At 60.2% G+C, this 12524-nt stretch carries 9 protein-coding genes; all 9 read left to right on the forward strand.

Features of this window, described 5'->3' with window-relative positions; translation table 11 throughout:
• Positions 1-221: 221 nt before the first annotated feature.
• Positions 222-1262 carry an FAD:protein FMN transferase gene (locus tag BN1129_RS18140; protein WP_042038462.1) on the forward strand — a complete coding sequence of 347 codons (1041 nt, stop codon included), beginning with the start codon at positions 222-224 and terminating at the stop codon, positions 1260-1262.
• A 110-nt stretch (positions 1263-1372) separates the two neighbouring features.
• Complete coding sequence (locus tag BN1129_RS18145; protein WP_042038464.1) at positions 1373-3019, forward strand: tetratricopeptide repeat-containing response regulator; 1647 nt, start codon at positions 1373-1375, stop codon at positions 3017-3019.
• Between the two features lie 60 nt (positions 3020-3079).
• On the forward strand, positions 3080-4042 hold the full coding sequence (locus BN1129_RS18150; protein ID WP_042038466.1) for an ion channel: 963 nt from the start codon (positions 3080-3082) through the stop codon (positions 4040-4042).
• A gap of 156 nt (positions 4043-4198) precedes the next feature.
• Entirely contained in the window at positions 4199-5005 is an 807-nt protein-coding gene (gene xthA, locus BN1129_RS18155; RefSeq protein WP_042038468.1) for an exodeoxyribonuclease III, read from the forward strand.
• Between the two features lie 345 nt (positions 5006-5350).
• Complete coding sequence (locus tag BN1129_RS18160; protein ID WP_042038469.1) at positions 5351-6550, forward strand: efflux RND transporter periplasmic adaptor subunit; 1200 nt, start codon at positions 5351-5353, stop codon at positions 6548-6550.
• 9 nt (positions 6551-6559) lie between these two features.
• On the forward strand, positions 6560-9688 hold the full coding sequence (locus tag BN1129_RS18165) for an efflux RND transporter permease subunit (protein WP_042038470.1): 3129 nt from the start codon (positions 6560-6562) through the stop codon (positions 9686-9688).
• A gap of 201 nt (positions 9689-9889) precedes the next feature.
• Positions 9890-10342, forward strand: a complete 453-nt coding sequence (locus tag BN1129_RS18170) for a hypothetical protein (RefSeq protein WP_042038471.1) — start codon at positions 9890-9892, stop codon at positions 10340-10342.
• Positions 10343-10655: 313 nt separating this feature from the next.
• The gene (locus BN1129_RS18175; RefSeq protein WP_042038473.1) at positions 10656-12164 is read left to right on the forward strand and encodes an efflux RND transporter periplasmic adaptor subunit; all 1509 of its coding nucleotides are present in this window, start codon (positions 10656-10658) and stop codon (positions 12162-12164) included.
• On the forward strand, positions 12161-12524 hold a 364-nt coding region (locus BN1129_RS18180; protein ID WP_042038475.1), incomplete at its 3' end, for an efflux RND transporter permease subunit. The genes BN1129_RS18175 and BN1129_RS18180, both read left to right, overlap by 4 nt.

Here is a 12524-nt window from a genome sequence, read left to right on the forward strand (position 1 = left end):
ATCGGCTATGGTTTTAGCGCAAAGCTGCGGGTCAGGTCACCAGATTGACCTTATTCATCACAGACACTTAACCCGAACGGATACGCACAACCCCTCTCCCGGCCCACCCCTGTTTAATTTTCTCCCGCTATTTTGCACACCGACCACTCGCCAGCCACCAACCGCTTCGCTAAGCTGGCGGCCCATGGCACAAGGCCCTGTTCAAGATAGAGATATTGCTTATGTCGTTTCCCCCGGTATTGGCCCTGCGCGGCCTCTTGCTGACCCTGGTGCTGGTGCTGACCGCCTGCCAACCTGCGCCGACTCACACCCGCATTCAGGGCAAGACAATGGGTACCTATTATGTGGTGACGGTGAGCGATCCCTTCCCGGGGGGAGAACCCGCGCTGCAACAGGAAGTCGATACCCTGCTGGCGCGGATGAACAGGGAGATCTCCACCTACGACCCGAATTCCCTCATCTCCCGCTTCAATCAGAGCACGGGCAAGCAGCCCACTGTCATTCCAGCGGTCATGGCCAGGATAGTGCAACAAGGCATAGATGCCGGCCACCTCACCCAGGGCAAGCTGGACGTCACCGTGGGCCCGCTGGTCAACCTGTGGGGATTCGGCCCCGACAAACGCCCGATCAAGCGGCCAGATGCCAGACAAATTGACGCAGCCCGCCTGAAGGTAGGCATAAACAAACTGAGCCTGACGCAAGAGGGGGATCACTTCCTGCTCGGCAAGACCATCCCGGCGCTCTACCTCGATCTCTCCACCCTGGGTGAGGGCGCGGCCTCGGACGAAATCGCTACCCTGCTCGAGAGCAAGGGGGTACACAACTACCTGATCGAAGTGGCGGGCGCCGTGCGCAGCAAGGGCAACAACGGCAAGGGCAACCCCTGGCGGGTGGCCATTGTCGAGCCTTCCGATCAACCGGGTGCCTTCTCTGATGTGGTGAGCCCGAACGGCATGGCGCTCAGCACCGCAGGCAGCTATCGCAACTATTACGAGCTCGATGGCCAGCGCTACTCCCACATCATAGATCCCGCCACGGGCGCGCCTGTGACCCACAAGCTGGTCTCCGCCAGCGTGATCACTCCAACCGCACTGGAGGCCGACGCCCTCGACACAGCGCTCATGGTGATGGGACCCGAGCAGGCGATGGCGTTTGCCAGGGCACACCAGTTGGCGGTCTACCTCATCATCAAGACGGAGCAGGGCTTTCGGGCCGAATACAGTCCGCAATTTGCCCCCTATCTGGTGCAGAAGAGGCCATGAATGGCGGGGCTTCGCCGAAAAACGGCGGGGCCACTCCATGTTCAATTGCCTGTCTGCGCGCTTTGGTGGCACACTTCTGTTATCCGCCCGTAGCGCCCTGACCCTGACCGATGCAGACACCGGAATCCGAACCAGAAAAAAAAGCCCCGCCCAAGCCCAAGCGCATCCTGCTGGTCAACGAACAGCGATCCTTTCAGGTGATGATGAAGGCGATGCTGATCAACATCGGCATCAATCGCATCACCTATGTTAACTCGGCCGAGGAGGCCAGGCGTCGCTGTCAGAAAGAGACCTTTGACATCTACCTGCTCGATTATGAACTGGGGGGCGGCGAGAACGGCCGCCAACTGCTGGAGAGCCTGCGGGATCAGACGCTCATCCCCCCCCAGAGCGTGGTGATCATGGTGAGCGGCGACAGCTCCCGCGCCATGGTGTTGAGCGCGCTGGAGGCCGAACCCGATGAATACCTGATGAAGCCCTTCTCTCAGGAGCAGTTCTCGTTTCGCCTCAAACGCGCCCTCGCCCGTCGCCTGGCACTGGAGAGCGTGTTCCGCGCCCTCGCCCAGGACGATCTGTCCACCCTGCTGGCCGCCTGCGCCGAGCGGGCCTATGCTGTGCCACGCTTTGCCAACTTTTGCCGCTGCCTGCAGGCCGATACCCAACTCAAACTGGGGCAGGCCAAGGAGGCCCGCAGCCTGATGCGCCAGCTGCTGGCCGGCCAGGAGAACAGCTGGGCCCGGCTGACCCTGGGCAAGGCGTGCCATACCCTGGGGCTCAACGAAGAGGCCGTGAGCCACCTGCAGGCGACCCTCAGAAACACCCCGCTGATGGTGGAGGCACACCTCTGGCTGGCGGAGTCCCAGCTGGCGCTCGGCAATGACGAGCAGGCCCAGCAGGAGCTCAAACGCGCGGTGGACATTTCCCCCCAGTCGGTGCAGCTCTCCCGCCGGCTGGCGGAGGTATGTCTGCTGCGCCACGACTATGCCCAGGCCAAGGACGTGCTGCTGTCGCTCATCGACATGTCGCGCAACTCCATCCATCGCACCCCTCACTATCTGGGGGCTTATATCCAGGCGCTGACCCTGTATGCCCTCAACAGCAATGACATCTATCACATAGCCAATTTGCAAAAGCAGGTGAACTCGGCGCTGTCGCGCATTCGCGATTCGCTGATGATGTCGGAGTTCAACTACCCGGTGTTCGAGCAGATCTGCCAGGCCAGGGTGCAGATCGCGCTGGGCGAGCTGCTCAAGGGCAAGAAGATGCTCTATCGCGCCAACCAGAACTGGCTCGATCAGCCGGACACCATGCCCCCCAGCCTGCTGGGCGAAACCATACTCGCGCTCTACCAGCTCGGCGAGTTCGAATATGCCGAGAGCCTGCAGGCGCTGCTGGCGGAGGATGAAGACAGGCTGCTCACTACCTGCATCCAGGCCACCCGCGACGACAAGACGGTGCTGGAGCGGCGCCAGCGTTACCAGCAGCTCAACGAACTGGGCATCAAAGCCTACCAGAGCGGCGAGCTGGAGCAGGCCCTCGGCCACTTTCGCGAGGCGCTGCGCCGGGCGCCCGCCAATACCGGTGCCGCCCTCAACAAGATCCAGGTGCTGCTGCAACTGATGCAGAAGAACCGCAAGAGCCCGGAGTTTGGCGCCGAGTGCAAGGAGACGCTGGAGGTACTGGACGGCATCCCTTTGAACCCGGCGCAGCAGGATCGTTTTCGCAAGCTGCGTCAGGAGTTTACCCAGCTCAGCTGACCCACAGGCTGTCCCGCTCGCCTATGCTGATACAGACTCGGCGAGGGGAAGAAACAGACGATGGCCATGTGTCGATATCTGGTGGCGGACGGCCGCCACTGCAGTGAGGAGGCTGGGGAGCACGAACTGTGCCGCTGGCACGATCCCCACGCCAATCATCAGGATCCCCATACCGCTCGCGAGCTGGAGCACTACATCCAGCAAGGCGGCCTGTGCCACGGCCTGCAACTGGCCCGCGCTAACCTGGCCGGCCTCAATCTGGTCAAAAAAGGGGCCGCGCAGGGCTTCTTGCTTGAGCAGTGCAACTTTTATCGGGCCAACCTGCAGGGGGCTCACCTCTACGGTATCCGTATCAAGGGCGGCAGCCTGATGAAAGCGGATCTCAGCGACGCCAACCTGCACTGCGCCGAGCTCGACGACGTCAACCTGCTCGGCATTCGCTGGCACAACACCCGACTCGACAACCTCAGCACCGGCAAACGGCTGATGCAGGAGCGACGCGGACGCAAAGAGCGGGATCCGGTACAGGCCCGCATCTGGCTGAAAGAGGCCGAGGAGACCTACCGGGATCTGCGCAAGGCCTCGGAGGCGCAGGGCATCTTCACCATGTCCGGCCGCTACATCCAGCAGGAGCTGACCATGCGCCGGCTGCAACTGCCGCGCTGGTCGACCCAGCGCTTCACCTCCTGGATTGTCGATCTCTTCTGCGGCTACGGCGAAGCGCCCATGCGAGTGGTACTCTTCTCCCTGCTGCTCATCTTCATCTGTAGCATCTTCTACTTCTTCTTCGGTCTGAGCTTCAACGGCAACCACCTCATCTACCAGCCCGGCGCCCCCCTGAAGCAGAACGCCATCTTCCTGCTCGAATGCCTCTACTACAGCGTGGTGACCTTCACCACCCTGGGTTACGGGGACTTCACCCCCATAGGACTGTCGCGGATCTTCGCCGCCTTTGAGGCCTTCACCGGCAGCTTCACGCTGGCGCTGTTCGTGGTGGTATTCGTCAAGAAAATGACCCGCTAAAAAACTGTCCACTATCTTACTGCGAGGCCGTGATCAGGTTGCCGATAGCCAGATACCCGGCTCGGGAGCTGCGCCGGGCACCGCCCCCGGAACTTGCATCCACCGCCGATTCCTAGTCCAATAGCGACTTATAAAAATGACATGAGCATCCCTGACATGAAGATCATCTCTTTCAATATCAATGGCCTGCGCGCCCGCCTTCATCAGCTGCAAGCCATCATCGACAAACACCAGCCAGATGTGATCGGCCTGCAGGAGATCAAAGTGCACGACGAGGCCTTCCCGCTGGCGGATGTGGAGGCCATGGGTTATCACGTGGCGTTCCACGGCCAGAAGGCCCACTACGGGGTGGCCATCATGAGCAAGCAGAAACCCGTCGAGGTGCAAAAAGGCTTCCCCACGGATCCGGAGGATGCCCAGCGCCGCATGATCATGGCCACCTTCGAGCGCGAAGATGGCTCCCTCATCAAGGTAATGAACGGCTACTTCCCGCAGGGTGAAAGCCAGGATCACGAGACCAAGTTTCCGGCCAAGCAGAAGTTCTACGAGGACTTGCAGCACTATCTGGAGACCCACCACACCCCGGACGACCCGCTGGTGCTGATCGGGGATGTGAACATCTCCCCCACTGATCTCGACATCGGCATTGGCGAGGCGAACCGCAAGCGCTGGCTGCGCGATGGCAAGTGCTCCTTCCTGCCCATAGAGCGCGAATGGATGGAACGGCTGAAAGGGTTCGGTCTGACCGACACCTTCCGCGCCGCCAACCCCACAGAGTGCGAGCGTTTCTCCTGGTTTGACTACCGATCCAAGGGCTTTGACGAGAATCGCGGCCTGCGCATCGACCTCATCATGGCCTCCGACGCCCTCAAGGACACGGTCACCGAGACCGGCATCGACTACGAGCTGCGCGGTATCGAAAAACCCTCGGACCACGCCCCCATCTGGGCCTGCTTTGCCTGATAAATGCAGACAGTGGGGACGTTTGACGTCCCCGCTTCCCCGCCCTTTTCCTGTTTATAATGCCCGACAGGCTACCCGCTCATACCCAAAAAGCGCCCCCCGCCGCGCGCAACGCTTATAGTCAATGTATCCACCGCCGGGACACCAATTGTCGCTGGCTCGCCTTTCTGCCGCCATGAGCACTAATAACTTGCATCCCCGAGCAGCTTGGGTTCAATATTCGCGATCTATCATTAAAAATTGTCATTAATCCAATGAGTTAAATTTGTAACCATGCTGTTGATGATGTCAGTTCAGAAGAAAGGTGTGCACGGCGATCGCTGTCCATCCAACAGGAGTGTGATGATGAAAGTGCAAAACGTCAGGGAAGAGATGTTCAAGCGTTGTGGTCTTGCTCTGGCACTGGTCAGCCTGTTGACCGCCTGCGGTGACGAGCGGACCGCCGGTGCCCAAGCGCTGCCTCCCCTGCCGGTGGTGGTGGCCGAGGTCAAGCCGACCGATGTGCCCCTGACCACCGAGATGGTGGGTGAAACCGCCGGTTTTCGCGAGATCGAGGTACGCTCCCGGGTGAACGGCATACTGCTCAAGCGTACCTATGTGGAAGGCCAGCCGGTCACCGCCGGCCAGGAGCTGTTTCTCATCGACCCCGAGCCCTACAAGGTGGCACTGGAGCAGTCCAGAGGCATACTCGCCCAGGAGCAGGCTCGTCTCAACAAGGCCCGTGCCGACCGCGATCGCATCATCCCGCTGTTCAAACGCCAGGTGGTGAGCCGCAAAGACTATGACGATACCATCGCCAACTATGAAGCCGCCATCGCCAGTCATCAGGCCGCTCAGGCCAAGGTGAAGGAGGCTGCGCTCAACCTCAGCTACACCCAGGTCACTGCGCCCATTGATGGCATGGCGAGCAAAAGCGCCCAGTCCGAAGGTAGCCTTATCTCCACCAGCGGTGACAGCAGCTTGCTGACAACCATCACCCAGTACAATCCGCTCTACGTCAACTTTTCGTACTCTGAGCAGGATCACCTCAATTTTGAAAACTCGGTGCGTAACGGGTTGATTGAGGCCAACGACACCACAAACTGGCGTACCCATATCCGTCTCTCTGACGGCTCCATCTATCCCGAGACGGGCAAGCTCAACTTCTCTGATAATCGGATCGATCCCCAGACCGGCACTATCCGTGCCCGCGCCATTTTCGACAATAAACAGGGCGCACTGCTGCCAGGTCAATTTGCCAGAATCACCATCGACTTGGGTATTCGTAAAAACGCCATCGTGGTACCAGCCAGAGCGATTGTGCAATCTCAGGCAGACCGCATGGTGATGGTGGTGGATGGCGATAACAAGGTAGTGCCACGCCAGGTCAGACTCGGTCCGGCCATTGCAGAAGGAGTGCTGATCGACAGCGGCCTTAATGCGGGTGAACGTTACATCGTAGAGGGACTGATGAAAGCCAAACCCGGCAGCATAGTCAAACCTGTCTCAGCCCAAGAGATGAAGGCTATCAGCGACAAGATGGCTAACAAGCCAGCGGCCAGGTAAGGAGCGCCTATGTTTTCCAAGTTCTTCATAGAGCGCCCCATCTTTTCCTGTGTGATATCAATCATTATCGTACTGGCAGGATTGGCCGCCATGCGCGCACTGCCGGTAGAGCAGTATCCGCAAATCACACCACCCGTGGTATCGGTCACCGCCTTTTACCCGGGAGCAACCCCTGAAGCTATCTCTCAAACCGTTGCCGCCCCCCTCGAGCAGCAGATCAACGGGGTTGAGCAGATGGTCTATATGCAATCTGGCTCAGCCTCCAATGGCCAGATGAACCTCAACGTCTTTTTCGAGATCGGCACAGATCCGGATCAGGCCACCATCAACGTCAACAACCGGGTCTCGGCCGCCATGGCCCAGCTGCCGGAAGAGGTGAAAAAGCAGGGGGTAACGGTCAAGAAAAAATCGACCGCCATCTTGCAGGTCATCACGCTGGTGTCACCCAACCAGTCATTTGATACGACCTACCTGTCTAACTATGCCCTGCTCAACATCATCGACGAGCTCAAGCGGGTACCTGGCGTTGGCGATACCATGCTCTTTGGTGGCACTGACTATGCCATGCGTATTTGGCTGCGCCCGGATCGTCTTGCCCAGTTGCAACTCACCCCGAGCGATGTGATTGGTGCCATTCGTGAGCAGAACAGCGAGTTCTCGGCAGGCAAAATCGGTGCCCAGCCCACCACGACCCCCACCGACTTCACCTATACGGTGCAGACCAAAGGGCGCCTTGAGGATGTGAAAGAGTTCGAGAACATCATCATCCGATCGATGCCAAATGGCGCAAAAATAAGGGTCAAGGATATTGCCCGCGTCGAGCTCGGTGGCAAGGATTACGACATTGTCGCTCGCGCCAACGGCAAGCCCGCCATCGGTATCGCCACCTATCTGCAACCGGGGGCCAACTCGGTTGCCGTGGCGGATGCCGTGCACGCCACCATGGCGCAACTGCAAACCCGTTTTCCGCAGGATATCGAATATCAGATCCCCTATGACACCACCGAGTTCGTAACACTCTCCATTAAGGAGGTGGTACGCACCCTGTTTGAAGCCATGGTGCTGGTGTTTGTGGTGGTCTATCTGTTCCTGCAAAACTTCCGCGCCACCCTGATCCCCTGTATCGCGGTGCCGGTATCCTTGATCGGTACCTTTGCCGGCATGTTGTTGCTGGGTTTCTCCATCAACCTGCTGACCCTGTTTGGTATGGTGCTAACCATAGGCATAGTGGTGGATGACGCCATCGTCGTGCTGGAGAACGTGGAACGCAGCATGCGAGAGCGAAAACTCTCGGCGCCGCAAGCCGCCATCCTCGCCATGCAGGAGGTATTCAGCCCCATTGTCGCCACCACGCTGGTCTTGTGCGCCGTGTTCGTCCCCGTGGCCTTTATGGGCGGCATGACAGGGGTGATGTACAAACAATTTGCCATCACTATCGCCATCTCTGTGGTCATATCCAGCATCGTTGCCCTGACCTTGTCACCGGCCTTGTGTGCCGTATTGCTCAAGGATGGACATCGGGAACCCGCTCGTTTCTTCGTCTGGTTCAATCACCGATTTGACCAGCTCACCAGAGGATATGTGCGTGGCGTGGCCTTCCTGAATCGCCGGGTGGCGCTGGCCTTCAGCATCATAGTGACCATGCTGATCGCCAGTTATCTGCTGTTGATGAAGGTACCGGGAGAACTGGTACCGGATGAGGATCAAGGCTACCTCATCTCTGCCATCATGCTGCCGGACGCCGCCTCCCTGACCCGTACCCAGGCACTGGCTGACACCTTCGACCAAATCGCCATGGCCAACCCGAATGTGAAGGATGTCGTTACCTTCTCCGGTTTCGATATTCTCTCCAGTGCGGTGATCAGCAACAGCGGCCTGAGCTTCATCACCCTCAAGGACTGGAGCGAGCGTAAAGGCGCAGGGCAGGACTCCTTCTCCCTGGCGAACACCTTTCAAGGCATGAGCTTGATGGGGCTGGCGGATGGCTTTGTGGCTTCATTCAATCCACCGCCCATCCAGGGGATGTCCACCACAGGGGGACTGGAAGGGTATCTGCAAAACCGCAGCGGCAGCGATGCCAAGACCTTCTCGACAGAGGTTGAACATTTCCTGACCGCAGCCAGAGAACGGCCTGAATTTGCCAGTGTCACCTCGACCTATCGCGCCAATGTCCCTCAGGTCTATCTGGATCTTGATCGGGAAAAAGCCAAGGCATTGGGGCTGCCCATCAATGCGGTGTTCGACACCATGCAGGCCACCTTCGGTCAGGTCTATGTCAACGACTTCAACCAGTTCGGTCGTACCTATCGGGTCCAGCTTCAGTCAGAAGCGGATTATCGCGCCACAAAGGGGGATATTAGCAACATCCATGTTCGCTCTGACAAGGGGGAGATGATCCCGCTCAGCAGCCTGGTGACAGTACGTGATGCCAGTGGCCCCGCGTTTGTTGAACGTTTCAATGTGTTCCCGGCAGCCAAGATCATGGCGCAGCCCGCCCCAGGTTACAGCTCGGGTCAGGCTATCGCGGCACTGGAAGAGGTGGCCAACAACACCCTCGGCAACGATGCCAGACTGGAGTGGACCGGCTCCGCCTATCAGGAGAAAGCGTCTGCAGGCAGTGCCGGCATGGCGTTTGGCTTCGGCATCGTGATGATCTTCCTCATTCTGGCCGCCCAGTATGAACGCTGGAGCCTGCCGTTTGCGGTGATCACGGCCGTGCCGTTCGCCCTGTTCGGCGCCTTGTTCGCCACCTGGGCAGTCGGGCTGACCAACAACGTCTACTTCCAGATCGGGCTGGTGACGCTGGTGGGGCTGGCGGCCAAGAACGCCATCCTGATCGTCGAGTTCGCGGTGATGAAGCATGAGGAAGGCATGAGCATTGCCGAGTCGGCACTGGAGGCGGCGCGCCTGCGTTTTCGCCCGATTATCATGACCTCCCTCGCCTTTATCCTCGGCTGTATTCCTCTCGTCACCTCGAGTGGCGCAGGTGCAGCCAGCCGCCACGCCCTCGGCTGGCCGGTGATCGGCGGTATGATGGCGGCAACCTTCATCGCCATCTTCTTTATCCCGCTCTTCTTCCGCCTCATCATGGAGCGATCGAAGCGCCCCCGCGACCCTGCGCCCCAGAAGAAACAGTGAAACTAACCAGCCCCCGCCGATGCGGGGGCTTTTCTAGGCATACACGGCTCATCTGTCGCCCCTCTTTGCACCTCCATCTGCGCCCCCCTCCTCAGGCACACCGCAGGCGGGATCACAACCGCACCGACTGGCTTGCTCTCACCTTGACCTTACTATGAAGGTAAGGTTTACAGTGACCCCATTCATTATCAGGACATGTCCATGCTGTCATCGAGATTGCCCACTGAGCGCATTGCCCGGCTGTTGCTGGCGCTCATGCTTGTTTGCAATCTCACCCTCTGCATCAGCTGGCACGGGATCGATGTCATCTCCTCCGCCATGGCGACCGGCAGCGACAACGCAACCATGAACGCGACCGCGATGCAGGGGCTCGCCTGCCACACAATGGCATCCGATGATGGAGAGCAGGGCAATGCCATGAGCCAGGGGGAGTGCCAGATGCACGGCGGCCTCACCTCGCCAACAGGGACCGGCCTGCCACTGCTGGCCGTGCTACTGACCCTGCTCGCTCTCCCCCTGTTGCTGCTGCCCCATCTGGGGGGCGCCAGCCATCTGTTCGATCACTGGCTGCGGGATCCCTTTCTGCGATCTCGCGGTACTCACCCTCCCTCCTGGCCACGCCGACATCTGATGCTGTCGGTGCTGCACCATTAGAAAGCGCTTCTCTCGCGTGCTCGCGGCAAGGCTCATCTTGCCGCCTGCGCCCCCCTTGCCTGACCCTTTCACGACTGGCCCTGCCAGTCACAACAGGGAGCCGTGCGTCCGCTGACTCGTCAGCAACGCCCCGTTTACCGCCCCTGCCCGTGTGCGCTGCCGTGATAACAGCATGAGGCACATGTCACCACGGCAGCCCGGCGGCCTGACAGAAGAGAAGACATATGATGTCATCTGCCCGTATTCCCGGACACAGTGCCCAGCACTGCGCCGAATCAAGTGCCATCCGCCTCCCGCAGACAGGCGGTGTGCGATGAGCCAAAAACTGCTTCTCTCTGCCCTGCTGCTCGCCCTCGGGGCCGGTGGCGGCTACTGGGTAGCCAAACAGACAACCGACGGTGCCACCGCCAAAAAGCAGACGCCGATCTATTGGGTCAACCCCATGGATCCCCGCGACAAGCGTGATGCCCCCGCCAAGGACAACATGGGGATGGACTTTATCCCCGTCTATGAGGAGCAGAAAAACGGCTCACCAGGCACCGTCACTATCAGCCCCCAGATCCAGCAGAACCTGGGGGTGCGGCTGGCCAAGGTGGAGAGGCTGCCCATCCACCAGCAGATCGAGACGGTGGGTTACGTCGGCTATGACGAAGACAGGCTGGAGGCGATCAACACCCGCATGGCAGGCTGGATCCGCACCCTCGCCATCAAGAGCGAAGGGCAGAATGTTGCCAAAGGAACCCTACTCTACGAGATCTACGCCCCGGAGCTGGTCAACGCCCAGCATGAGTACCTGATGGCGCTCAATACCAGCAACCCGCTGCTGCTGCGCGCCGCCGAGGGCAAGCTCAGGTCCCTGCAGGTACCAGCGGATCAGATTGCCGCCCTCAAGCGCAGCCGTCAGGTGCGCGACACCATTGCCATCTATGCCCCCAGCAGCGGCTATGTCTCGGGGCTCAACGTGCGCGAGGGGCAGTATGTGGAGCCCGCCGCGGCGCTGTTCAACATCAGCAGCCTGCAGCAGGTGTGGGTCAGTGCCGAGGTGTTCGAACGGCAGGCGGCCCAGCTGAAGGTGGGGGATCCGGTCACCATGACCCTGGATTACGCCCCCGGCCGCCGCTGGGAGGGCCGGGTGGATTACCTCTATCCGACCCTGGATGCTGCCACCCGCACCCTCAAGGTGCGGCTGCGCTTTGACAACCCGGATGAGTTCTTGAAACCCAATATGTTCGCCAAGGTGGCCATCCGCACTGGCAACGGCGCACCACAGTTGGTGGTGCCGAGCGAAGCGGTGATCCGCACCGGCAGTCAGGACAGGCTGGTGCTGGCGCTGGGGGATGGCAACTTCAAGTCGGTGGCCGTCACCCTCGGCCCCCAGTTTGGCGACAAGGTGGCCATCAAGGCGGGGGTGGAAACGGGCGACAGCATAGTCCGCTCGGCCCAGTTCCTGCTCGATTCGGAATCGGCCATCGACTCGGACTTCCAGCGCATGACGGCGGTGCGCCCGGCGCAGGTGTGGACGCAAGGGACTGTACAGAGCATCGACCTGGCCAACCGCACCCTGATGGTGGCCCACGAGCCCATTCCCGAGTGGCAGTGGCCCGCCATGGAGATGGAGTTCACCGTGGCGGATGGAGTGGACATTGCTCGGCTCGCCCAAGGGCAAAGCCTCCATCTGCAGGTGATGCAGGAGGGGGATGAGTACCTCATCACCACCATCCATCAGGAGAAGGCCCCGGCCAGCGGCCACGCTCCGGTGCAGGCAAAGGATGAGATGGAAGGCATGGACCCTGGCCAGCATGGTATGGGAGCCAAGCCATGATCCCTTCCATCATTCGCTGGTCGGTGGGCAACCGCTTTCTGGTGCTGCTGTTGACCGTCATGCTCACCGCCTGGGGGCTCTGGTCGGTCAAGCAGACCCCGGTGGATGCCCTGCCGGATCTCTCCGACGTGCAGGTGATCATCAAGACCGCCTACCCGGGACAGGCCCCCCAGGTGGTGGAGGATCAGGTCACCTATCCGCTCACCACCGCCATGCTGGCGGTGCCGGGGGCGACCACGGTGCGCGGCTACTCCTTCTTCGGTGACTCCTTCGTCTATGTGCTGTTTGACGACAGCACCGATCTTTACTGGGCCCGCGCCCGGGTACTGGAGTATTTAAGCCAGGTGGCCCCCAACCTGC

The organism is Aeromonas popoffii (genome assembly GCF_000820025.1).
Lineage (GTDB): Bacteria > Pseudomonadota > Gammaproteobacteria > Enterobacterales > Aeromonadaceae > Aeromonas > Aeromonas popoffii.

Coding starts and splice junctions, on each gene's coding strand:
- BN1129_RS18140 (WP_042038462.1), top strand. CDS start 222: ATGTCGTTTCCCCCGGTATTGGCCCTGCGCGGCCTCTTGCTGACCCTG.
- BN1129_RS18145 (WP_042038464.1), top strand. CDS start 1,373: ATGCAGACACCGGAATCCGAACCAGAAAAAAAAGCCCCGCCCAAGCCC.
- BN1129_RS18150 (WP_042038466.1), top strand. CDS start 3,080: ATGGCCATGTGTCGATATCTGGTGGCGGACGGCCGCCACTGCAGTGAG.
- xthA (WP_042038468.1), top strand. CDS start 4,199: ATGAAGATCATCTCTTTCAATATCAATGGCCTGCGCGCCCGCCTTCAT.
- BN1129_RS18160 (WP_042038469.1), top strand. CDS start 5,351: ATGAAAGTGCAAAACGTCAGGGAAGAGATGTTCAAGCGTTGTGGTCTT.
- BN1129_RS18165 (WP_042038470.1), top strand. CDS start 6,560: ATGTTTTCCAAGTTCTTCATAGAGCGCCCCATCTTTTCCTGTGTGATA.
- BN1129_RS18170 (WP_042038471.1), top strand. CDS start 9,890: ATGCTGTCATCGAGATTGCCCACTGAGCGCATTGCCCGGCTGTTGCTG.
- BN1129_RS18175 (WP_042038473.1), top strand. CDS start 10,656: ATGAGCCAAAAACTGCTTCTCTCTGCCCTGCTGCTCGCCCTCGGGGCC.